Below are 24,140 nucleotides of genomic sequence, written 5' to 3'. Positions count from 1 at the left end.
ACTTGAAATATATATTTATTACTAGTATTATTTATACAGTTTTCATGTCCTACCTAAAACTAAATTAAAGAGAGAGCTCTATGAATATCGAGCATTCTAAAAATATTAAAATTCCTGCTTTACCGCTACGTGATGTAGTAGTTTACCCCCATATGGTTATCCCATTATTTGTGGGTAGAAAAAAATCAATTAACTGTTTAGAAAAAGCAATGCAAACAGACAAAAAAATAATATTAGTTGCACAAAAAGAAGCATCTATAGATAAACCAGAAATAAAAGACTTATTTTCCATTGGAACAATATCAAAAATTTTACAAATGTTGAAATTACCTGATGGAACAGTAAAAGTATTAATAGAAGGATTACAAAGAGCAAAAATAAATAATTTTACTGAAAACGAAAATCATTTTTTAGCATATATAAATTATATACAATCACCCATAATAAAAAAACGTGAACAAGAAATATTAATTAGAACAACAATAAATCAATTTGAATGTTACATCAAATTAAATAAAAAAATACCAACTGAAGTATTATCAACAATTAATAAAATAAAAGATCCAGAAAAATTAGCTGATACTATAGCAGCTCACATGTCAATGAAAATAAAAGACAAACAAACAATTTTAGAAACATTTGACATAAGTAAAAGATTAGAAAATCTCATGATCATAATGGAATCAGAAATAGATCTTTTACAAGTAGAAAAAAGAATAAGAAATAGAGTAAAAAATCAAATGGAAAAAAGTCAAAGAGAATATTATTTAAATGAACAAATAAAAGCAATACAAAAAGAATTAGGTGATATAGAAAATATAAATGATGAATATGAAAATTTAAAAAAAAAAATAAATGTAGCAAAAATGCCAAAAGAAATACAGAAAAAAACAAAATCAGAATTAAAAAAATTAAAAATGATGTCACCCATGTCAGCAGAAGCAACAGTAGTAAGAGGATATATAGACTGGATGATACAAGTACCATGGTATGCAAGATCAAAAATAAAAAAAGATTTAAAAAAAGCAAAAAATATATTAGATATGGATCACTTTGGTTTAGAAAATGTGAAAGAAAGAATAATTGAATATTTAGCTGTACAAACTAGAACAAAAAAAATAAAAGGTCCTATTCTATGCTTAGTAGGACCTCCAGGAGTTGGAAAAACTTCATTAGGTGAATCAATAGCTAAAGCAACGGGAAGAAAATATTTAAGAATGTCCCTAGGAGGAATGAGAGATGAAGCAGAAATAAGAGGACATAGACGTACATATATAGGATCAATGCCAGGTAAATTAATACAAAAAATGACTAAAATTAGAGTAAAAAATCCATTATTTCTACTTGATGAAATAGATAAAATTTCTTCAGATATAAGAGGTGATCCAGCATCAGCATTATTAGAAGTATTAGATCCTGAACAAAATACAACATTTAATGATCATTATTTAGAAGTTGATTATGATTTTTCTGATGTAATGTTCATCGCAACTTCTAATTCCATGAATATACCAGCAGCACTTATTGATAGAATGGAAATAATTAAATTATCAGGTTATACTGAAGATGAAAAATTAAATATTGCAAAAAAATATCTATTACCAAAACAAATAAAAAGAAACGCATTAAAAAATGACGAATTATATTTAAATAAAAAAACAATAATAAATATAATAAGACATTACACACGTGAAGCTGGAGTAAGGAATTTAGAAAAAGAATTATCTAAAATATGCAGAAAAACAGTAAAAACTTTATTTATGAATAAATCAATCAAAAAAATAAAAATACATAATAAAAACCTAAAAAAATATTTGGGCATTCCAAAATTTTATTTAAATAAAATTGATAAAATTAATAAAATAGGAAGAGTAACAGGATTAGCATGGACAGAAGTAGGAGGTGAACTATTAACTATTGAAACCGAATGTGTACCTGGCAAAGGAAAATTAACCTATACAGGTTCATTAGGAGAGGTAATGCAAGAATCCATTCAAACAGCAATGACTGTAGTTAGAGCCAGAACAGACAAATTTTATATTAAAAAAAACTTTTATGAAAAATGTGATATACATGTGCATGTCCCAGAAGGAGCAATACCTAAGGATGGACCCAGTGCAGGAATAGCTATGAGCACAGCATTAATATCTTGCTTAACAAAAAAAGCAATACGTTCTAACATAGCTATGACAGGAGAAATAACATTACACGGATTAGTATTATCAATAGGAGGATTAAAGGAAAAATTATTAGCAGCACACAGAGGAGGAGTGAAAATAGTAATTATACCTTATGAAAATAAACGTGATTTAGAAGAAATACCTAAAAATATCACCTCTGCACTAAAAATTCATGCGGTAAAAAATATAGAAGAAGTATTGGATCTAGCATTAGAAAAAAAAAATTAAACATATTTATAAAAATAATACTTCTAGTTAATTTAAAAAAATAAAAAAAATAAAATGATAAAAAATATTAAAAAAAAATATAGGAAAATAATACTCAACACAATCTTATTTATAATAATTACATCAATAATATTTACTAGTATTAGCAATCATATCATTAAATTTAACAACAATTATATAATAAAAATAAATAAAGAAAAAATAACTTTTATAAAACTCATAAATAAATATAAATATGAAATTGATCAACAAAAAATAATATATGGAAAAAATTTCATTAAATTACAAAAAAACAAAAAATTTATAAATGAAATACAAAGAAATATAACAGAACAATTTATAAATGAAATATTATTAAAACAATATATAAAAAAATTAAATTTTAAAATAACAGATGATAAAATAAAAAATTTCATTTTAAATAATAAATCATTTAAAATAAATGGTATATTTAATAATAATAAATACTTAATAACTTTAAGGAATATAAATTTAACAGTAAATCAATACATAAAAATATTGAAAGATAAAATATTAATAAAGGAAATAATAAAAAATATAAAAAATTCAAATTTTATCTTAAATAAAGAAATAAAATTATTAATCAATTTAATAAATCAAAAACGTATTGTACAAATAGCAAAAATAAATTTAAAAAATTACAAAGATAAAAATAAAATTGAAAAAAAAAAACAAATATTACAAATAATAAATAATCTCAATAAAGGTATATATATAGATTTAAATAAATTAAAAATAAAATTTAATAAAAAAATAATATTAACATTGTCAAAAAAAAATAATAAAAATATAAATGAAACAATATTTAATTTACAAGCACCTATAAATAATAAACCAATATATTATTTAAGTGAATGTAAAAACAATAAAAATATTTTACTATTAATAAAGTTAATAAAAATATACCATGACAAAATAAATATAAATAATGTAAAAATAAATAAATTAAAACAATATAATAAACAAATAGAAATTGAATATATTATATCAAATCTAAAAAATAACGCGGATATTAAATATAATCAAAATATCAAATAAATATATATTTAATTTATATTTTTAAAAAAAACAAATAAAAAATAATAGAAAATAAAATTGATATAGGTAAAGTTAATACCCAAGTTAAAAAAATACTCTTTATAATACTAAATTGTAAACCTACCTTATCAAATAACATAGAACCTGCTATTGAAGAAGAAATAATATGAGTTGTAGATACTGGTATTCCAAAATAACTAGCGATAACAATAGCAAAAGAAGATGTAATTTGAGAAGATATACTTTGAGCATAAGTAGTATTTTTACGACCTATTTTCTTTCCCATAGTTAAAGTTACCCTTTTCCATCCTAATATAGTTCCAAAAGAAAGTGAAATTGCAACAATAATAAAAATCCAAATAGGAGCATACTCAATAGTATATAATATATTACTATTAATAATATTTAAAAATTGTTTATCAGAACAACTTATATCTGAACGATTCAATATCTGATTAATATAATTAGATACATATATTAATAAAAATCTTAAATTAATTCGTTGAACAAAACTCAAACTATTATAATCCAATAAATTAGATAGTAATAATTGAACAAAATTAATAACACTATAAATATTTAAATTATCATGAAAATCTTTTTTTAATAAAATAACATTATTAATATCAACAGTATAAGAGTTAGATGAACAAATAATTTTAAATTCATTTTCTATTTTTTTTTCATAAAAATCTTTAAAATTATTTACAGAATTTCTTGTGCGCATTATTTCATAACAAGAAGAATTCAAATTTAAAACAAAACAACCTGGCATTATACAAATTAATATTAACATAATTAAACCTATACCTTTTTGCCCATCATTAGATCCATGAGCATAACTAACACCTACAGAAAAAAAAATAATAAATAATCTAATCCAAAAAGGTGGTTTTTTTATACCAAATCTCTTATAATAATCAAGGGGAGTCATATGTATATATGCATATTTTGAATTATTAATTAAAAATTTACGTAACAATATAATAATAGTACCAGATAATAATAAACCAATAATCGGAGAAAAAATTAAAGATAATAAAACATTAATAATCTCATAAGTATGTAATATATTAAAAATAGAAATATTATTAATAAAAGAATGTATCAAATTAATACCAATAATAGAACCAATCAAAGCATGCGAACTAGATGAAGGGAAACCAAAATACCAAGTAATAAGATTCCATATAATTGAAGATAATAAAATAGAAAAAATTACTTTTAAACCATTTACAGAAATAATATCTATTAATAAATTTATTGTAAACAAATGAATTATAGCATAAGCAACAGTTAAACCACCAAATAAAACACCAAAAAAATTAAATATACTAGATAAAATTACAGAAGATTTAACTTCCATAGTTTTAGTATAAATTAATGTAACAACAGAATTAGCTGTATCATGAAAACCATTAATAATCTCATAAAATAATACAAATATTAATGTAATAGAAAGAACAAAAATATTTTGTATATTATAAATAAAACATTGTTCAAACATAAACAAACCAATATAAATTTATACTTATTAAAATATTAAATATAATACAAAATAACAAAAAAAATATTAAAAGAAATAGAAAATAAATAACTTAAACACACATAAAAATAAAAAATTAATTATTTAAACTAATACAACTATCATATTTCATCGTATTCATTAAAAAAAAATATTTGGGTGACTAATGGGGATCGAACCCATAACCACCGGATCCACAATCCAGCACTCTACCAATTGAGCTATAGTCACCAATAATAATTATTATTATTTATAAAAAATAATATTGAATAAAACGCTCGACAGGAATTGAACCTGAACCTTCTATCTTCGGAAAATAGTGCTCTACCAAATTAAGCTACGAGCGCAAATAAAACTATTTAAAATATTAATTTTAAATCAATAACTATTTAAAAAATGTTTTTAAATATTTAATGATAATATTCTGATCATCAAGAGTTAAATTATAATATATTATAATACGTATTAAACTCTTACCTTCAACTGTAGTATAAAATCATTTTTACAAAACAACTAAACATTTTAGCTACAGAATAAGTATGTGAAGAAACATAATGAAAAGAAAAAAAAATCTTATATACCATTAACCAATTTATTAAATAATAAAATTCATTCTTATTTTTCATTTTTAAATAAAAAATATATACATTATGTTTGCAATATTTTGGAATGTTAGATAATTATACCTCTTTATTTTTACTTAAATAAAATATATTATTAAAATAATTATTCCATAAATTCATACGATAATTATAAATATGTCTTGATACCCTTAATTGAACTCATAAATATGCAACTTATAAATTTAACAAATGTGATCAAACATCAAACCACATATAATTATTTATTTTATTTAAGGTAGTAATTGATCGTTTAATACCCTCTTCATATATCATATAAAATCATTTTATTAATAAATCATCATTAATTATTATAATCCACCTTCACCACAAAAAGTATAATTTTTGGTTTTATGAAAATTAAAACAATTAGTATAACCTATACAACCCAAATATACATCTTTATATTTAAACATTATCCCTTATCTTCTTTCTATCACATATAAATTATATTTCATAACTACAAACATAATTAAATACATATTAAAATTAACTCCAGCATAATGAATTGCAACTATTGCTTTGGTTTTTGAGATAATTACTTTTTCAATAAGATTTTTATTTATTATTTAATGTATCTGGACGAATATCAACAAATACAACTACAGCTCCTCTCAATATAAATATATTAGCTGTGAAAACAAATTATATGACTAAACATTATAATTTCATCTCAGGTTAAACATTAATTAACAAATCTAACATTTCTAAAAAAGAAGTACATGAAGTTGTTAGAAAAATTTTCTTAAAATTAAATTTACTTTAAAATCAATTTTCACATAATTGTATAAATTTATTGTTTTTATTAGATTTAATATCAAATATGACAAAATTAACATACTCAATTTCAGTTCTAAAAATAGATAGAATATTTAATAAAATCATATACAAATCCTGTAATTAATATAATTATTGCAAATTAAATAAAAACACAAAATTTATTAAAAAAATAAATTTTATTTTATTTAAATAATATAACATAATTAAAATATAAAAAATATTTATACAAAATAAAATTTATAAAAAAATAAAAAAATAATCATCTATGATCTTCTCATCATATCAAAAAATTCATTATTAGTTTTAGTCATAGCTAATTTATTAATTAAAAATTCAATTGCATCAATTTCATTCATAGGATGTACTATTTTACGTAAAATCCACATTTTTTGTAATTCATGAGAAGAAACTAATAATTCTTCTTTACGTGTACCAGAACGATTATAATCAATAGCTGGAAAAACACGCTTTTCAGCAATTTTACGTGATAAATGTAATTCCATATTTCCTGTACCCTTAAATTCTTCGTAAATAACTTCATCCATTTTGGATCCAGTATCAATTAATGCAGTAGCTATAATTGTTAAACTTCCTCCCTCTTCCATATTTCTAGCAGCTCCAAAAAAACGTTTGGGTCTGTGTAAAGCATTGGCATCAACACCACCAGTAAGAACTTTGCCTGACAAAGGAGCAACTGTATTATAAGCTCTAGCTAATCTAGTAATAGAATCTAATAAAATTATAACATCTTTTTTGTGTTCCACTAAACGTTTTGCTTTTTCTAAAATCATTTCAGAAACATGTACATGTCGAGATGCAGGTTCGTCAAACGTAGAAGCAACTACTTCGCCATTAACTAAACGTTGCATTTCAGTAACTTCTTCTGGACGTTCATCAATTAATAAAACTATTAATACGTAGTTAGAATAATTATATGCAATATTTTGAGCCATATTTTGTAAAAGCATAGTTTTACCAGCTTTAGGAGGAGCAACAATTAATCCTCTCTGACCTAAACCTACAGGAGAAACTAAATCCAAAACACGTGCTGTTAAATCCTCAGTTGAACCATTACCTCTTTCCATATACAATCGAGAATTAGCATGTATAGGAGTTAAATTTTCAAATAAAATTTTACTACGTGCACTTTCAGGTTTATTATAATTAACTTTATTTACCTTTAATAAAGCAAAATATCTTTCACCATCTTTTGGAGGACGTATTTTACCAAAAATACTATCTCCAGTTCTAAGATTAAAACGACGTATTTGACTGGGAGATACATATATATCATCAGGTCCTGCCAAATAAGAACTGTCAGATGAACGTAAAAATCCAAAACCATCTTGTAAGATTTCTAATACACCATCTCCAAATATATCTTCACCAGATTTAGAATGTTGCCTGAGTATCGTGAAAATAATATCCTGCTTACGCATATGTGGTAAATTTTCTAATCCTATATTGTTACCAACTACAATTAATTCTGATACAGGAGTGTTTTTTAATTCGGTAAGATTCATAATAAAAAATTCTTATTAAATCAGAAAGTTATAAATAACTACAATGTGCAGATCTATAATATTTAATGCGACAAAATACTCTTATTCAAAAATATTTTAAATATATCCTAAATAAAAAAACATTAAAAATTATATTTTAAATTTTAAATAAAAAATTTGTACCTGTAATACATATTTAAATAAAAAAATAAATATAAAACTAAAAAAAATAATCCATAATAAATAACTACACCATTTATTTTAATAAACTAAACAGTTAAAGTAAATATTTATCTAAAAATATTTTCATTTCTTGAAAAGAAGAAGAGCCTATCTTTTCTGCTACAACACATCCATTTTTAAATAATAAAGAAGTCGGTATACTTTTAACTTTATATTTTTTAGTAACAAGTAAACTATCATCAACATTTACTTTAGCTATAATTAAATTTATATATTCGTCAACAATTTTATCTAATACTAATGAAAAAGCCTTACATGGAGAACACCATTCAGCCCAAAAATCTATTAAAATTAATTTAGAACAACTAATAATATAATCATTAAAATTATTATCAGTTAATTTAATAATCTTATTATCAATCATTAATAAACCTCCAAATAAATAAATAAAAGTTTATATAAAAAAAATATTACATATAACAAATAAAATATAATATCTAAAATAAATAAAATATATCTAATATATAAAATAATATTAAACTATACTATGAATATAAAATAATAACAAAAAAAAATGAAAAAATAAACTAAAATATTTAAAATAACAATCAGGGACGAAGGGACTCGAACCCCTAACTACTGGTTTTGGAGACCAGTGCTCTACCAATTGAACTACGTCCCTAAAATAGATTTAGTTAATGAAACTAAAAACAAACATTTAAACAAATTTAATATTTATACTTAAAATTAATATTAACTACATAAAAATTAACTTTATCTATATAATTTATTAATAAAATCAAAAATAAACAATATTTTAAATATAATATAATATTTAAAATAAAAAATACATATTAAAATTTAATAGTTAATTATCATACTAATGACCATCTTGGATACACCTTAATATTTAATTTATTATCATGAATATTTTTACTAAAAAAATGTATCATTCCAGTATAAGCAATCATCGCTGCATTATCTGTACAAAAAATTTTACTTGAATAAAACGCTTTACCATTATATAATTTAAGCGAAGTAGATAATTTATCACGTAAAACATCATTTGCACTAACACCACCAACTAAAACGACACGCTTTAAACCTGTTTTTTTAATGGCACTAATGCATTTATTAACTAAAACATCAATCATAGCATCTTCAAAAGCTCTAGCTATATCTGCATACAATTCAATATTATATTTAATATTTTTTAAAATATTTAAAGCAAAAGTTTTTATTCCAGAAAAACTAAAATTTAAATTATCTTTATTTAACATAGGTCTAGGAAAAATAAACTTATTAAGTTTACCATATCTAGCCATATCCGATAATAATTTACCACCTGGATATTGCAAACCTAATAATTTTGCAACCTTATCAAAAGCTTCTCCAGCAGCATCATCAATAGATTGACCTAATAATTCATAATCTCTAAAATTTTTAACATAAATCAATTGAGTATGCCCACCAGATACCAATAAAGAAATAAAAGGGTAATCGGTAATAACACCTTCCATCATAGGAGTATGTATATGAGCTTCTAAATGATTAATAGGAATAACAGGTAAATTTAACGCAAAACCTAAAGTACAAGCAATTGTAGCCCCAACCAATAGAGAACCAATTAAACCAGGACCTGCTGTATAAGCTATTACATCAATATCAGAAAAACATAACCTATACTCTAAAAAAGAAATCCTAATAAGAGATATTATTTTTCTTAAATGATCTCTAGAAGCTAACTCTGGCACTACACCACCATATTTACTATGTAATGATTGACTATAAATTTTATCAAATATCAAACCTATATTACTATCATAAATAGCAACAGCTGTCTCATCACAAGATGTTTCAATACCTAAAGTAAGCATAAAATTAATAAAAAAAATAAAAACTATAAAAATAAAAATAAAACAAATAATTGAAATATATTCTATACCAAAGTATATTAATATAAATAAAAAATATTTATAAATATACAATATATTTTAAATAAGAGGTAAAAAAAAATGCCTGTAATAAAAATTCGTGAAAATGAACCATTCGATATAGCATTAAGAAGATTTAAACGTTCATGTGAAAAAGCTGGAATTTTAGCAGAAATAAGAAAACGTGAATTTTATGAAAAACCAACAACAGAAAGGAAAAGAGCAAAAGCATCAGCAATTAAAAGAACAATGAAAAAACTAATAAGAGAAAATTCAAGAAGAATTAGATTATATTAATAAATAATTAATTCAATTAAAATTAAATTAATTATAAAAATTAATGAAATAATTATATTGGTAATCAATAAACATGAATAAAATTATATCAAAAGAATTTATTACTGAATTATTATTTCAAACAGATATAGTTGAATTAATCAGTAACAAAATCAACGTTCATAAAAAAGGAAAAAATTTTTCCTCATTATGTCCATTTCATAAAGAAGATCATCCTTCTTTTATAATAAATAAAGAAAAACAATTTTTTTACTGTTTTGGGTGTGGTATACATGGAAATGCTATAGATTTCTTAATGAATCATGATAACTTAAATTTTATAGAAAGTATAGAAGAATTATCTTATATATGCAATATAAAAATACCTTATAAAAAATTTAATAACAATTTACAAAAAAATATAATAAAAAGAAAAAAAATATATGAAATATTAAAAATAATAAACATATTTTATCAAAAAAATCTAAAAAATACAAAAAATGAATCAGTAAAAAATTTTTTAAAAGAAAAAAATCTAAATAATGATATAATTAAAAAATTTAATGTAGGTTTATCAACGTCGGAATCAAAAGATTTAATAAAATTTTTTAACTACAATAAAGAAAAAAAAAAATTATTAGTAGAATCTGGAATGATAATAATAAATAAAAAAAAACAATATTATAATCATTTCAGAAATCGTATAATGTTTCCAATAAAAAATAAAATAGGAAATATTGTTGGATTTGGAGGTAGATCATTGAATAATGAAATACCAAAATATATAAATTCCCCGGAAACAAAAATATTTCATAAAAAAAAACAATTATATGGACTATACGAAATACAAAAAAAAAATAAAAATCCTAAAAAAATAATTATAGTAGAAGGATATACAGATGTAATTACATTAACACAATATAAAATTGATTTTACTGTAGCTTCTTTAGGAATACATATATCAAAAGAACAAATAGAAATACTATTTAGAATAACAGATAATATTATTTGCTGCTATGATGGTGATAAAGCAGGTAAAAAAGCTACATGGAATACATTAAAATCAACATTACCATATATAGAAGATACAAAACAAATAAATTTTATTATTTTACCTAAAGGAGAAGATCCAGATTCTTTAATACGTAAGATTGGTACAATAAAATTTAAAAAAATAATAAAAAATTCCACCCCCCTATCAGAATTTCTATTCAAAAAATTATTAAAAAAAATAAAAAAAAAATATTATAATGAAATAACAAAATTAAATGTAATAGCTTTACCACTAATAGAAAAAATACCAGGTAAGATAACAAAAACATTATTAAAACAAAAATTAAATAAAATTCAAGGAATAATATACGACCCAAAACTAGAAAAACAAATTAATATTTTATATCCCAGAAAAATAAAATTAAATTCATTCGATATACCCATAAAAACAGGATACAATATTATAAAAATATTAATTGCACTATTAATACAAAATCCAAAATTAATAAATTTAATAAATAATAAATTAAATAACAAAGAAATAAAAAAACTAAAAATACCAGGAATTAAAATATTTATACACCTAACAAAATATTGTAAAAAAATCAAAAAAATAAATACAGGTCAACTATTAGAATTGTATAGAGGAAATAAATATTATAGAATAATAAATCATCTTTCAACATGGGATCATATGATAAAAAAAAAAGATCAAAACCTATTTTTAAATGACGGACTAAATAAAATTTATAAATTTATATTACAAAAACAACAAAACAAATTATTAAAAAAAGCTAAAACTGATGGATTAAATAAAAAAAATAAAATCATTTTATGGAATATAAATAAAACTTTAGCAAAAATAAATAATAAGATAAAATTAAATGAATAAAATATATAATCAACAGTATAATATATTTAAAATAAAAATAAAAAAACGGATTATATATGATTAAACATCATCAATTACAAATAAAGTTACTTGTTACTAAAGGAAAAGAGCAAGGATACTTAACTTACTCTGAAGTAAATGATTATCTTATGGATGAATTTATTACTACAGAACAAATTACTGATATAATGCAAATAATTAATGATATGGGTATTCAAGTTTTAGAAGAAACACCAAATACAAATGATTTAGTACTAAATGAAAATAATAACGATACAGATGTTATTACAGTAACAAACAAAGTTTTATCAAATGTAGAATCTGAACTAGGAAGAACAAACGATCCTGTCAGAATGTATATGAGAGAAATGGGAACAGTTTCACTTTTAACTAGAGAAGGAGAAATAGATATAGCAAAACGTATAGAAGAAGGTATAAATCAAATACAAATTTCAATAGCAGAACTTCCAGAAACTATAAAATACTTATTAAAACAATATAAAAAAGTTAAAAAAGGTGAAATAAAATTATCTGAATTAATAATAGGATTTATAGATGAAAAAAAAACTTTTATAACAAATAATATTGATAAAGAAATTATAATTCAATCAAATAAAAATTTAAATGGAAATAAAAATAATGATGAAGAAAACATAATTGATCCAATGATTGCAAATAAAAAATTTCAAGAACTATATGAACAATATAAAATAACAAAAAAAATAATCAATAAAAAAGGAAGAAAACATCAAGATTCAATAAAACAAATAAAAAATTTATCAAATATATTCAAAAAATTTAAACTAGTGACAAAACAATTTGATCATTTAATGTATAATACAAAAAAAACAATGAATAAAATTAAAAAACAAGAAAAAATAATCATGAAATTATATATCGAAAAATATAATATATCAAAAAAAAAATTCATTAAATTATTTAATAATAATAAATTATATAATACATTCTTAAATCAAAAAATATCAAAGAATAAACAAATAAAAATAAATTTTAAAAATATTAAAAAAGATATAGATTTAATAAAAAAAAAACTATATAAAATTGAACAAAAAGCAGGTTTAACTATTAAACAAATTAAAAATATAAATAAAAAAATATTAATAGGAGAAACTAAAGCAAAAAAAGCAAAAAAAGAAATGATAGAAGCTAATTTGAGATTAGTAATTTCTATTGCTAAAAAATATACAAATAGAGGATTACAATTTTTAGATCTTATACAAGAAGGAAATATAGGATTAATGAAAGCTGTAGATAAATTTGAATACCGTAGAGGATATAAATTTTCTACTTATGCAACATGGTGGATAAGACAAGCAATAACTAGATCTATAGCTGATCAAGCAAGAACTATTAGAATACCAGTACATATGATTGAAACTATTAATAAATTAAATAGAATATCAAGGATAATATTACAAGAAATAGGTAGAGAACCTACACCAGAAGAATTATCAGAAAAAATGATGATACCAGAAGATAAAATTAGAAAAATATTAAAAATAGCTAAAGAACCTATATCTATGGAAACCCCATTGGGAGATGACGAAGATTCACATTTAGGAGATTTTATAGAAGATCAAACAATTAAATTACCATTAGAATCAGCGACATCGGAAAGTTTAAAAACAGCAACAAACAATGTCCTTTCAGGATTAACAGAAAGAGAAGCAAAAGTATTAAGAATGAGATTTGGAATTGATATGAGTACAGATCACACACTAGAAGAAGTAGGCAAACAATTTGATGTAACAAGAGAAAGAATACGTCAAATAGAAGCTAAAGCATTAAGAAAACTAAGACATCCCAGTAGATCTGAAATATTAAGAAGTTTTTTAGATAATTAAAATATAAAAAACATTTATACAAAATAAAATTTTAATATTTAATTTATACTAAAAATATATTTTTAAAAATAAATATATTATAAAATAATATTTTACATAAAAATTTATAATAAAATTAATGAAAAAAATAATAAATTATTAAAATAAATTAAAATTTAATATTAATTTTTAAACAAAAAAATCTTATATAAATATATAATATTTATTATAAAATAATATAAAACTAATGAAAAATAACATGTTTTCTTTCTATAGAATGAATTTGAATTTTAATTATTTCACTAATAGGATCTTCTGGACAATGTTCTACAAAATACATCAAATCATTTAATGCAGCATTTCCACAATCTAAATGAGCATAAATTAATCCTCTATCTCTAATTTCATAAGGATCTTCAGGGTTCAATTTTAATAATAAATTACTAATATTTAATGCTTCTTCCATTTTCTTTTCCTCCATTAATGCTCCTTTTAAAATATTAAAAATTTTTCGTATTACATTAAAAGAATCAGCTTTAGATAAATAATTATCATGTAAAGTGGCAAAAAAACTGACATTACCCTTTAACCATAATTCTAAAATATGTCTACTCAAAATATCTCCATTAAAAGGATCTATATATAATATCCTTCCATCAGAAAAATCAGATCTTAAAATCAATTGAGTAGGAAAAATTACAGGATTTAATGATATAGAAAATTTCTGTGCAATATGTAATAATAAAATTCCTAAAGAAATTGCTGTCCCCTTACGATAAAAAATTACTTTATCTATTAATAAAACTTCTGAAAGTTTATATATACCATCAGCACTTCTAAAGTTCCATTCTTTATAAAACAATCTAAGTAAAATTTTTAATTTATCATATTCATTTTTTACAATATAATTATTAAAATAGATATTAGCTTCATTTTCTAAAATATTTAACTTATCAAAAACATCATTAATAAAACAATCTGTGCAAACAACACATAGAATTTTTACTAAAGCTTCACAAATTGATATTTTAGAAAAATCAAAATCAAACGCAGATTTCATACATCAACTCCCATAATGCTATTATATTAAATAATAATTATAAATAAAAATAGCAAATACAAGGAAAATACTTTAAAAAAATAAAAAAAAATGGAATAAAAATAAAAATAATTAATTCATTTTATTTATAAATATAAAACAATAATTTTATTAATAATATAATATTAATTAATTAATATTATAAATAATAAGAATATAAAATTATATTTATAATATATCCAAATAAAATATAATAAAAATATTTATAATAAAAAATAAATAATTTATATAAATTATTTAAATTGATAAAATGAAAAATATTTTTTTAAAATCATTAAACAAAATACCTTATAATTTAAAATAAAATACTCAAAAAATATATTATATTTAAAATCATATTTATATCACAATTACATAAAATAAAAAACATATGAAAACAATTAAATTTTATAAAAATAATAAAACCAAAATTTTTATTTTAATAAATTAAAAATTTTAAAAATATTAATATTTCATACCCAAAGTAACACGATCATGACCATGATAATCTTTAAAAGTAAAAATATTTACAAAATTATTATTATAAAAAATATCTTGTACAATATTTTTTTGATTATAACTATGTTCTAATAATAACCAACCATTATTATATAAATATTTACTAGAATTATTAATTATAAATTCTATATCATATATACCATCATATTTAGAAAACAAAGCACCATATGGTTCAAACTTTAAACTATTATTACAATTAATATCATGAATGGATAAATAAGGAGGGTTACTTATAATATATTCAAATTTAATAGAATCAAATATAACATACCAATCACTTAAAAAAAAAGAAACATTATTTAATTTTAACATCATTGCATTATATTTAGCTAATCTAATTGAATTAATAGAATAATCCACTGCTATAATTTTACTAAAAGGTCTTTCTTTAGCTATAGCTAAACTAATAGCACCAGAACCGGTACCTAATTCTAATATTTTACTATTACAATTAATTGACAATTTATCTAATAATTTTTCAACTAAAATTTCAGTTTCAGGACGAGGTATAAATACATCATTATTTAGTATTAAGGGTAAAGACCAAAATTCACATTCTTTAACTATATAACAAACAGGTTCACCCATACATAACCTATCAACACATTTTTTCAAACTTATAATTTGATATGAATTCAACAAATAATCATCATGCAATAATAACCATTTTTTTGATCTACCAGTTACATAAATAAGAAATATTTCTGCATATAATTTAGGATTACAATATGATATTAGCGGAATTATACTAGAAATCCATGAACTAATTTTCATCAATAGTATTCAATCAATAAATTTATTAGAATTATATTTAAGTAATATAGGTTCAATTAATAAATCTAATTTACCAGACATAATTTCATTCAATTGATATAAAGTTAAATTAATACGATGATCAGTAACTCTACCCTGATGAAAATTATAAGTTCTATTTCTATCAGATCTATCTCCAGTACCTAATAAAGAACGTCTTGTAGCATCTCTATTAGCACGTAACTTAGCAAGTCTAATAGCATTAATCCTAGCATACAAAACAGATAATGCCTTAGCTTTATTTTTATGCTGAGAACGTTCATCTTGACACTCTACAGTAATACCAGTAGGTAAATGTGTAACTCTAATAGCTGAATCCGTTGTATTTACATGTTGTCCACCAGCACCAGAAGATCGATAACTATCTACTTTAATATCATTAGAATTAATTTTTAAAATTTCATTATTAGAAGATTCTGACATTACTGCTACAGTACAAGTTGAAGTATGTACCCTTCCTTGAGATTCAGTTGCTGGAACTCTTTGAACCCTATGACCTCCAGATTCAAATTTTAATCTACCATAAGCACCTTTACCAATAACTTTAAAAATTATTTCCTTATAACCATTTAAATCAGAATTACATATACTAATAAATTCAATATTCCAATTATATAATTCAATATATTTATAATACATTTTAAATAATTCCTTTGCAAAAATAGCTGCTTCATTACCACCAGTAGCCGCTCTAATTTCAATAAAACAATTAAATGTATCTTCTTGACAACTAGGAATAAGTAATAATTTAATTTTATTTTCAATAATTTTAATATAAGAATAATTTTTTTTAAGTTCATCTTCAGCTAAATCAAACATCTCATCATCACTTAAAAATGATTTAATAATTTTTATATCTTTTTGTAATTTTTTCCAAATCAAAAAATAATTTACTATTTCACCTAATTTAGAATATTCCTTAGATAATTTTTTGTATATATTTTTATTATTTATTATTTTAATTTTATTTAAATCATTTTCAATTTCTTTATAACGATTTTTTATAAAAACTAATTTAGAAATGATGGAATTTTTCATGAATAAATTTTATATTTAATTTTAAAAATAATAATTTTAAATTAAAATTATATATTAAAATATACAACTATTAAATAAAAATTAGATTAAATAAAATTAAATTAATTAAAATTAATTAATTTATTTGTTAAACTTAAATAAAATATTTATATATATTTTAAAAACATGAAAATAAAAACAAATTAAATATTTTATAAATAAATTCATTAATAAATTATTAACTATAAAATTTTACATGATATACTTAATAAATCAAAAAAATTACAAAATTAATCAATTTTACAAAAAAAAAAATAAATAAAAAAATGAGGTAATTTATTTGTGCCTAATATGAAACTTTTTTCAGGAAACGCTATTCCTAAATTAGCTAATCTAATAGCTAAAAGGTTAAATACAAATTTAGGAAACGCAATAGTAAGTCGTTTTAGTGATGGAGAAATAAGCGTACAAATAAATGAAAATGTAAGAGGAGATGATATATTCATTATACAATCAACTTGTGCACCTACAAATGATAATATCATGGAATTAGTAGTAATTGTAGATGCTTTAAGAAGAGCATCTGCAGGAAGAATAACAGCAGTTATACCATATTTTGGATATGCAAGACAAGATAGAAGAGTTAGATCTGCTAGAGTACCAATAACAGCAAAAGTTATAGCAGATTTTCTATCAATAGTAGGTGTAGACAGAGTATTAACAGTGGATTTACATGCAGAACAAATTCAAGGATTTTTTGATATACCAGTTGATAATGTATTCGGTAGTCCTATTTTAATAGAAGATATATTACAAATAAATTTAGAGAATCCAATAGTAGTATCACCGGATATAGGAGGTGTTATACGTGCAAGAGCAATTGCTAAATTACTCAATGAAACAAATATGGCAATAATTGACAAAAGAAGACCAAAGTCAAAAAATATATCACAAGTTATGAATGTTATAGGTGATGTAAATCAACGAAATTGCATATTAATAGATGATATGATAGACACAGGAAGTACATTATGTAAAGCTGCTAATGCATTAAAAAAAAGAGGTGCAAAACAAGTATATGCATATGCAACACATCCTATTTTTTCAGGAAATGCTAAAAAAAATATTATGCATTCATCTATAGATGAAATAATAGTATGCGATACTATACCATTAAATAAAAATATAAAAAAAATATCAAAAATACGCACATTAACTTTATCAGGAATGCTTGCAGAAGCTATAAGAAGAATAAATAATAATGAATCCATATCAGCTATGTTTGAATATTAAAAAAATAACATTTAACAAAATAAATTACATAAAAAATTAATAAATAATACATATGAAACTTATAGTAGGATTAAATAATAATAATTTAAAATATAAAAATACAAGACATAATATTGGATCATGGTTTGTTGAAACATTAGCAAAAACATATAAAAAAAAATTTAAAATAAAAAAAATATTTTTGGGTAAAATAAGTAAAATAGAAATAAATAAAAAAAAAGTATATTTATTAATTCCAAACACTTATATAAATTTAAGTGGAAATTCAGTATTACTATTTATAAAATATTATAAAATTAAAAAAAAAAATATAATAATTGTACATGATGAATTAGATTTAATTCCAGGAATTGCTAAATTTAAAAGAGGTATAAATTGTTGTGGTCATAACGGAATAAAACATATAGCAAAAAAAATAAAATATGATAAATTTTATAGATTAAGAATAGGTATAGGACATCCGGTAAAAAATAATAATATAAATAAATTTGTATTAAACAAACCCAAAAAAAATGAAAAAAAATTAATAAATAATGCAATAAAAAAAGCAATAAAATCTATAAAAATATTAATAAAAAAAAATATAATAATAGCTATGAATAAATTACACAATTATAAATAAATAAAATATAATTAAAAAAATGATTAATAAATATTTTTAGCTATTTCTAATAAATCAGTTTTAATAACACGTTTCATATTTTTTATGGTATCAATAATATCATAATGTATTATTTTATCATTTTTTACTGCAATACATTTGCCACTATAACCATTTAATAATAATTCAATAGAATAAACTCCCATACGAGAAGCTAAAATACGATCATAAGCAACAGGACTACCGCCACGTTGAATATGTCCCAAAACAGTAGTTCTAGTTTCACATTTAATTTCATTACCAAGAAATACAGCTAATTCATTAATATCACAAACTCGTTCCGTTATTAAAACAATAGCATGTTTCCTACCATGAATTATACTTAATTTAATTCTATTAACTAATTCTTCAGGTAAATAATCTACTTCAGGTAAAATAACAAATTCACAACCTCCGGCTACAGAAGCTGCTAAAGTCAAATCACCACAATAACGACCCATAACCTCTACTATAAATATACGTTGATGAGAAATAGAAGTATCCCTTAATTTATCTATAGCTTCAACTATTGTTTCTAAAGCTGTAAAATAACCTATAGTATAATCAGTACCTGCAACATCATTATCTATTGTTCCCGGCAAACATACACAAGGAAAACCCATTTTAAATATACTCATTGCTCCAGAATATGAACCATCTCCTCCTATAACTATTAAAGCATTAATACCAATATTTTTCATATTATTTATAGCTATTTTACGTATACTTTTATTAAAAAAACCAGAATATCTAGTTGAACCTAATATAGTTCCACCTTTACTAATAATATCAGATACATGATCTAAATTTAAATTGATCATACGATTTTCATATAATCCTAAAAAACCATCATAAACTCCAAAAACATCACATTTAGCTCTAAAAGCCGCATAAACAACACTTCTTATTGCAGCATTCATTCCTGGAGCATCTCCACCACTAGTTAATATAGCAATTTTATTTATCATTAAAACCTCATAAAAATAAAATAATTATACTTTAATATTTTATTAAAAAAAACAACTTAATTTATCATATTTAAAATATATAACAATTATATTTGATAAAATATTAATTTAATAATATATAAAAAAAAAAATAAAATTAAATCAAACATAAATTAAAAAAACAAAAAGAATAAATAGTATTCTTTTTATTAAAAAAATAATAACTATTATTAATATAATTATTAACTAATTGAACACTAAAAGAATTATTTACTTTATTTAAAAAAATATCATTAACAAAAATTTTTAATTGATCAATTACAAAAGATAAAATATTCTCACTATTATTAAACCAATATAAATTCACATACTTTAAATTTGCTAATTCTATAGCTTTACTTACAGCACTATCAAAATCTCCTAATTCATCAATCAATCCGTTAGATTTTGCTTCTTTACCTAACCAAATATGTCCTTTAGCAATTTTATCAATTTGACAAATAGTTTTATTTCTAGATAGTGAAACTAATTTAATAAAATTATTATATTTATGTAATATATTTAACTGAATAATTTGTTTTACTTTAACAGGCAAAGAACGAAAAATAGAAATATCAGACAATACAGATGTAGAAACACCATCACTATTTATACCAATAGAATGTAATGATCTATCTAAAGTATTTAAGATACCAAAAACACCAATAGATCCAGTAATGGTATTACAATCACCAATAATATAATTAGATGTAGTTGTAATCCAATATCCTCCAGAAGCAGCCATACCACCCATTGATACAATTAATGGTTTACCTGTATATTTTAATGTCAATAATTCATTATATATTTTCTCTGAAGCAGAAACACTTCCACCAGGACTATTAATCCTCAATATTATTGCTTTTATACTATTTGTTAATCTAGCATAACGTATTTGATTAATAATCAAATCACTATTAGATATCCCTAGTGGTGATTTAATATCAGAAATTATTCCATTAATAACAATAACAGCTACATTAAAGGAAACACTAGATTTATTACTTTTAGGATAATAATCATAAATATCAATAAAATTATAAGTTTTACTTTCTTTGTTAATACCAAAAATTTTTTCAAAATCTTTTTCAACTAATGTTCTGGGTTTTATGATATCTATTAATCCTAAATATTTAGCATATTTTGAATAATCACCATTTACTATTTTTAATTTAAGTAACATATTATCTATATCAGGAAATACTCTATGTATATTAATGTGTCTATTTCTAGATATAGTTAACAAATAATTTTTCCATAAATTATTTGTTAAATTATTATATATTTTCTTAGAAGAAGTACTCATTTTATTAAAAATAAATGGTTCAACTGCTGATTTATAAATACCGGCACGAAAAACGTGAGTATTAACTCTTAATTTATTTAAAAAATCTTTATAATATAAATTATAAATAGAAAACCCATGTAAATCCACAACACCTTCAGGAGATAAATATATTTTATTTGAAAAACTAGCTAAAAAATATTGCGTTTGAGTATAATTATCTCCTAAAGCATATATATATTTACCCGATGATCTAAATTCCATTAAAACTTTTCCTAAATAAATTAAAGAAGATAAATCAGAACTCAAAAAATCTTTTAAATCAAGAACAATACCACTAATAGAACAATCTTCTTTAGCTAAACGAATACGATTAATAATATCAAATAAAGAATTTTCTTTTAAAACAATATCATTATTTTTAAAAAATGTATGAAAAAATTTATTAAAATTATTATCATTTATAGGTTTATCAATTAAATTACCTACTAAATTTATTCTTAACGCTTTAAATCTACTCGTAGCAGACATATTAAAAAAATTAACATGAAAAAAAAACATAAATACTAATAAAATAACTGAAATAAATAAAAAATTAAAAATACAAATACGAATAAAAGATAAAAATTTTAATAATTTTTTAAAAAAATACACAACATTTTGTATAAAAAAAACAAACATATAATCTCCAAAATTACTATTTTTATTTTAGAATTTTTAATTAAATAAAATTTAATTTTAAAATTATTATCTAATAATTTAATTTTAATTTTAACATAAATATATTAATATAATAAAAAACAATTAAAACATTAAAACTTAAATATTATAAATGAAATAAAAAATTTATATTATATAAATAATGGAAAAAATTATAGTAACTTGTGCTCTACCTTATGCAAATGGATCATTACATTTAGGACATATATTAGAACACATACAAGCTGATATATGGGTAAGATATCAAAGAATGATAAATAACGAAGTTTGGTTTATATGTGCAGATGACGCTCATGGAACACCAATCATGCTGAAAGCTAAAAAAATAAAATCAACACCAGAACAATTAATAAAAAAAATATATAAAGAACATAAAACAGATTTTAAAAATTTTAATATTATTCATGATAATTACCATTCAACACACAGCTCAGAAAATAAAAAAATATTGGTAAAAATATATAATATATTAAAAAAAAGAAAACTTATTAAAAAAAAGAAAACTTTACAATTTTACGATATAAAAGAAAAAATGTTTTTACCTGATAGATTAGTAATAGGTACTTGTCCTAAATGTAAAACAAAAAATCAATATAGTGATAATTGTGAAATATGTGGATCAACTTACTCATACAAAGAAATAATAAACCCAAAATCAACTATTTCAAATAGTATACCAATATTAAAAAATTCAATACATTATTTCTTTAATTTGCCAAAATTTACAAAAATGTTAAAAAACTGGATATCTTCAGGAACACTAAATAAAAATGTATCAAATAAAATTATAGAATGGTTTAAAATTGGACTAAAAAAATGGAATATTTCAAGAGATGCACCTTATTTTGGATTTAAAATACCAAAAACAAATAAATATTTTTATGTATGGTTAGATGCAACAATTGGATACATTAGTACATTTAAAAATTTATGTAATAAAAAAAAAAAAATAAATTTTAATGAATTCTGGAATAAAAATACAAAAACAAAACTATATCATTTTATAGGAAAAGATATCATTTATTTCCATAGTTTGTTTTGGATAGCAATACTAGAAGGATGTAAATTAAGAAAACCAAATAAAATATTTATACATGGACATTTAACTATCAATAAAATAAAAATGTCTAAATCAAAAAAAACATATATAAAAGCAAAAACATGGTTAAAATACTTTAATTCTGATAGTTTAAGATATTATTTTGCAAGTAAATTATCACATAAATTAGAAGATATTGATCTAAATTTAATAGATTTTAAAAAAAAAATAAATAACGATATTGTTAATAAATTAGTAAATTTAGCCTATAGAAACCTAAGCTTTATTAATAAACTATACAATAATAAATTATCTAAAAAATTGGATAATTATGATTTATATAAAACTTTTGTAAAAAAATCTAAAAATATTTTAAAATATTTTAATAATTGTAATTTTTCACAAATAATAAAAAAAATAATGGAACTTACAAAAAACGCTAATTACTACATAGATCAAAAAAGCCCATGGAAACTAATAAAAATATCAAAAAATAAAAATAAAATACATGAAATATGCACAACAGGGATAAATCTATTTAAAATATTAATGACTTTATTAAAACCAATATTACCTAAATTATCAAATAAAATAGAAAAACTTCTCAATACAAATTTAATATTAAAAAATATTGATAAACCACTACTAAATCACAAAATTAAAAAACCTAAAAAATTATTTAATAGAATTAAAAAAACCCAAATAAAAAATTTATTAAAAAAATAAAAAAAATA

General features: G+C 21.1%; 19 protein-coding genes and 3 tRNA genes. 8 read left to right on the top strand and 14 right to left on the bottom strand.

Annotated features, from left to right (window positions below; all coding sequences use genetic code 11):
• The first annotated feature begins 80 nt into the window (after positions 1-80).
• Both lon and C9I82_RS02035 read left to right on the top strand, forming a co-directional pair.
• Complete coding sequence (gene lon / locus C9I82_RS02040; protein ID WP_115956181.1) at positions 81-2,408, top strand: endopeptidase La; 2,328 nt, start codon at positions 81-83, stop codon at positions 2,406-2,408.
• A 54-nt stretch (positions 2,409-2,462) separates the two neighbouring features.
• Positions 2,463-3,467, top strand: coding sequence for a SurA N-terminal domain-containing protein (locus C9I82_RS02035; protein WP_115956180.1), 1,005 nt, complete (start codon positions 2,463-2,465; stop codon positions 3,465-3,467).
• A gap of 13 nt (positions 3,468-3,480) precedes the next feature.
• On the opposite strand, the gene C9I82_RS02030 is transcribed toward C9I82_RS02035, so the two are convergent.
• The 9 genes from C9I82_RS02030 to tsaD form a co-directional block, all read right to left on the bottom strand.
• A complete protein-coding gene (locus C9I82_RS02030) occupies positions 3,481-4,974 on the bottom strand; it encodes an inorganic phosphate transporter (RefSeq protein ID WP_115956179.1) in 1,494 nt (497 codons plus the stop codon).
• A 176-nt stretch (positions 4,975-5,150) separates the two neighbouring features.
• Positions 5,151-5,223: transfer RNA gene (locus C9I82_RS02025), tRNA-His, on the bottom strand.
• Positions 5,224-5,265: 42 nt separating this feature from the next.
• Positions 5,266-5,339, bottom strand: a tRNA-Arg gene (locus C9I82_RS02020).
• A 132-nt stretch (positions 5,340-5,471) separates the two neighbouring features.
• Entirely contained in the window at positions 5,472-5,618 is a 147-nt protein-coding gene (locus C9I82_RS02365; RefSeq protein ID WP_162859734.1) for a hypothetical protein, read from the bottom strand.
• Between the two features lie 416 nt (positions 5,619-6,034).
• Positions 6,035-6,121, bottom strand: a complete 87-nt coding sequence (locus C9I82_RS02385; RefSeq protein WP_408607971.1) for a hypothetical protein — start codon at positions 6,119-6,121, stop codon at positions 6,035-6,037.
• 534 nt (positions 6,122-6,655) lie between these two features.
• Positions 6,656-7,915 carry a transcription termination factor Rho gene (gene rho, locus C9I82_RS02010; RefSeq protein WP_115956178.1) on the bottom strand — a complete coding sequence of 420 codons (1,260 nt, stop codon included), beginning with the start codon at positions 7,913-7,915 and terminating at the stop codon, positions 6,656-6,658.
• 256 nt (positions 7,916-8,171) lie between these two features.
• The gene (locus tag C9I82_RS02005; RefSeq protein WP_115956177.1) at positions 8,172-8,501 is read right to left on the bottom strand and encodes a thioredoxin family protein; all 330 of its coding nucleotides are present in this window, start codon (positions 8,499-8,501) and stop codon (positions 8,172-8,174) included.
• A gap of 185 nt (positions 8,502-8,686) precedes the next feature.
• A tRNA-Trp gene (locus C9I82_RS02000) sits at positions 8,687-8,759 on the bottom strand.
• A gap of 193 nt (positions 8,760-8,952) precedes the next feature.
• On the bottom strand, positions 8,953-9,954 hold the full coding sequence (gene tsaD / locus C9I82_RS01995) for a tRNA (adenosine(37)-N6)-threonylcarbamoyltransferase complex transferase subunit TsaD (RefSeq protein WP_115956254.1): 1,002 nt from the start codon (positions 9,952-9,954) through the stop codon (positions 8,953-8,955).
• 138 nt (positions 9,955-10,092) lie between these two features.
• Between tsaD and rpsU the strand changes: the two genes are divergently transcribed.
• From rpsU to rpoD, 3 genes are all read left to right on the top strand, one after another.
• Positions 10,093-10,308: a 30S ribosomal protein S21 gene (rpsU, locus tag C9I82_RS01990; protein WP_115956176.1), complete on the top strand. Its 216-nt coding sequence runs from the start codon at positions 10,093-10,095 to the stop codon at positions 10,306-10,308.
• 73 nt (positions 10,309-10,381) lie between these two features.
• The gene (gene dnaG, locus C9I82_RS01985) at positions 10,382-12,172 is read left to right on the top strand and encodes a DNA primase (protein ID WP_115956175.1); all 1,791 of its coding nucleotides are present in this window, start codon (positions 10,382-10,384) and stop codon (positions 12,170-12,172) included.
• 56 nt (positions 12,173-12,228) lie between these two features.
• Positions 12,229-14,037 (top strand): RNA polymerase sigma factor RpoD, encoded by a 1,809-nt coding sequence (gene rpoD / locus C9I82_RS01980; protein ID WP_115956174.1) that lies wholly within the window; start codon positions 12,229-12,231, stop codon positions 14,035-14,037.
• Between the two features lie 223 nt (positions 14,038-14,260).
• On the opposite strand, the gene C9I82_RS01975 is transcribed toward rpoD, so the two are convergent.
• The 3 genes from C9I82_RS01975 to prfA all read right to left on the bottom strand — a co-directional run bounded on the left by C9I82_RS01975 (position 14,261) and on the right by prfA (position 17,464).
• A complete protein-coding gene (locus tag C9I82_RS01975) occupies positions 14,261-15,076 on the bottom strand; it encodes a transglutaminase family protein (protein WP_115956173.1) in 816 nt (271 codons plus the stop codon).
• 483 nt (positions 15,077-15,559) lie between these two features.
• Complete coding sequence (prmC, locus tag C9I82_RS01970) at positions 15,560-16,387, bottom strand: peptide chain release factor N(5)-glutamine methyltransferase (RefSeq protein WP_115956172.1); 828 nt, start codon at positions 16,385-16,387, stop codon at positions 15,560-15,562.
• A 9-nt stretch (positions 16,388-16,396) separates the two neighbouring features.
• A complete protein-coding gene (gene prfA / locus C9I82_RS01965) occupies positions 16,397-17,464 on the bottom strand; it encodes a peptide chain release factor 1 (RefSeq protein ID WP_115956171.1) in 1,068 nt (355 codons plus the stop codon).
• A 321-nt stretch (positions 17,465-17,785) separates the two neighbouring features.
• Between prfA and C9I82_RS01960 the strand changes: the two genes are divergently transcribed.
• Positions 17,786-18,736 (top strand): ribose-phosphate pyrophosphokinase, encoded by a 951-nt coding sequence (locus C9I82_RS01960; protein ID WP_115956170.1) that lies wholly within the window; start codon positions 17,786-17,788, stop codon positions 18,734-18,736.
• Positions 18,737-18,788: 52 nt separating this feature from the next.
• Positions 18,789-19,358, top strand: a complete 570-nt coding sequence (gene pth / locus C9I82_RS01955) for an aminoacyl-tRNA hydrolase (protein WP_115956169.1) — start codon at positions 18,789-18,791, stop codon at positions 19,356-19,358.
• Between the two features lie 23 nt (positions 19,359-19,381).
• On the opposite strand, the gene pfkA is transcribed toward pth, so the two are convergent.
• Entirely contained in the window at positions 19,382-20,344 is a 963-nt protein-coding gene (gene pfkA / locus C9I82_RS01950) for a 6-phosphofructokinase (RefSeq protein WP_115956168.1), read from the bottom strand.
• A gap of 136 nt (positions 20,345-20,480) precedes the next feature.
• Entirely contained in the window at positions 20,481-22,328 is a 1,848-nt protein-coding gene (gene sppA, locus C9I82_RS01945) for a signal peptide peptidase SppA (RefSeq protein ID WP_115956167.1), read from the bottom strand.
• A gap of 181 nt (positions 22,329-22,509) precedes the next feature.
• On the opposite strand from sppA, the gene metG reads away from it, so the two are divergent.
• The gene (gene metG / locus C9I82_RS01940) at positions 22,510-24,132 is read left to right on the top strand and encodes a methionine--tRNA ligase (protein WP_115956166.1); all 1,623 of its coding nucleotides are present in this window, start codon (positions 22,510-22,512) and stop codon (positions 24,130-24,132) included.
• Positions 24,133-24,140: the final 8 nt, after the last annotated feature.

This window comes from Candidatus Purcelliella pentastirinorum (assembly GCF_003391335.1).
GTDB lineage: Bacteria > Pseudomonadota > Gammaproteobacteria > Enterobacterales > Enterobacteriaceae > Purcelliella > Purcelliella pentastirinorum.
Note: the sequence above shows the minus strand (reverse complement) of the source record. Positions and strands in the feature narration are given on the sequence as shown.

What these genes read in the sequence shown, in the direction of transcription:
- tsaD (WP_115956254.1), bottom strand. Translation starts at nt 9,954, where the DNA reads ATGCTTACTTTAGGTATTGAAACATCTTGTGATGAGACAGCTGTTGCT.
- C9I82_RS02035 (WP_115956180.1), top strand. Translation starts at nt 2,463, where the DNA reads ATGATAAAAAATATTAAAAAAAAATATAGGAAAATAATACTCAACACA.
- metG (WP_115956166.1), top strand. Translation starts at nt 22,510, where the DNA reads ATGGAAAAAATTATAGTAACTTGTGCTCTACCTTATGCAAATGGATCA.
- rpsU (WP_115956176.1), top strand. Translation starts at nt 10,093, where the DNA reads ATGCCTGTAATAAAAATTCGTGAAAATGAACCATTCGATATAGCATTA.
- C9I82_RS02030 (WP_115956179.1), bottom strand. Translation starts at nt 4,974, where the DNA reads ATGTTTGAACAATGTTTTATTTATAATATACAAAATATTTTTGTTCTT.
- prmC (WP_115956172.1), bottom strand. Translation starts at nt 16,387, where the DNA reads ATGAAAATTAGTTCATGGATTTCTAGTATAATTCCGCTAATATCATAT.
- pth (WP_115956169.1), top strand. Translation starts at nt 18,789, where the DNA reads ATGAAACTTATAGTAGGATTAAATAATAATAATTTAAAATATAAAAAT.
- pfkA (WP_115956168.1), bottom strand. Translation starts at nt 20,344, where the DNA reads ATGATAAATAAAATTGCTATATTAACTAGTGGTGGAGATGCTCCAGGA.
- prfA (WP_115956171.1), bottom strand. Translation starts at nt 17,464, where the DNA reads ATGAAAAATTCCATCATTTCTAAATTAGTTTTTATAAAAAATCGTTAT.
- rpoD (WP_115956174.1), top strand. Translation starts at nt 12,229, where the DNA reads ATGATTAAACATCATCAATTACAAATAAAGTTACTTGTTACTAAAGGA.
- sppA (WP_115956167.1), bottom strand. Translation starts at nt 22,328, where the DNA reads ATGTTTGTTTTTTTTATACAAAATGTTGTGTATTTTTTTAAAAAATTA.
- C9I82_RS02005 (WP_115956177.1), bottom strand. Translation starts at nt 8,501, where the DNA reads ATGATTGATAATAAGATTATTAAATTAACTGATAATAATTTTAATGAT.
- lon (WP_115956181.1), top strand. Translation starts at nt 81, where the DNA reads ATGAATATCGAGCATTCTAAAAATATTAAAATTCCTGCTTTACCGCTA.
- C9I82_RS01975 (WP_115956173.1), bottom strand. Translation starts at nt 15,076, where the DNA reads ATGAAATCTGCGTTTGATTTTGATTTTTCTAAAATATCAATTTGTGAA.
- C9I82_RS02365 (WP_162859734.1), bottom strand. Translation starts at nt 5,618, where the DNA reads ATGAAAAATAAGAATGAATTTTATTATTTAATAAATTGGTTAATGGTA.
- rho (WP_115956178.1), bottom strand. Translation starts at nt 7,915, where the DNA reads ATGAATCTTACCGAATTAAAAAACACTCCTGTATCAGAATTAATTGTA.
- dnaG (WP_115956175.1), top strand. Translation starts at nt 10,382, where the DNA reads ATGAATAAAATTATATCAAAAGAATTTATTACTGAATTATTATTTCAA.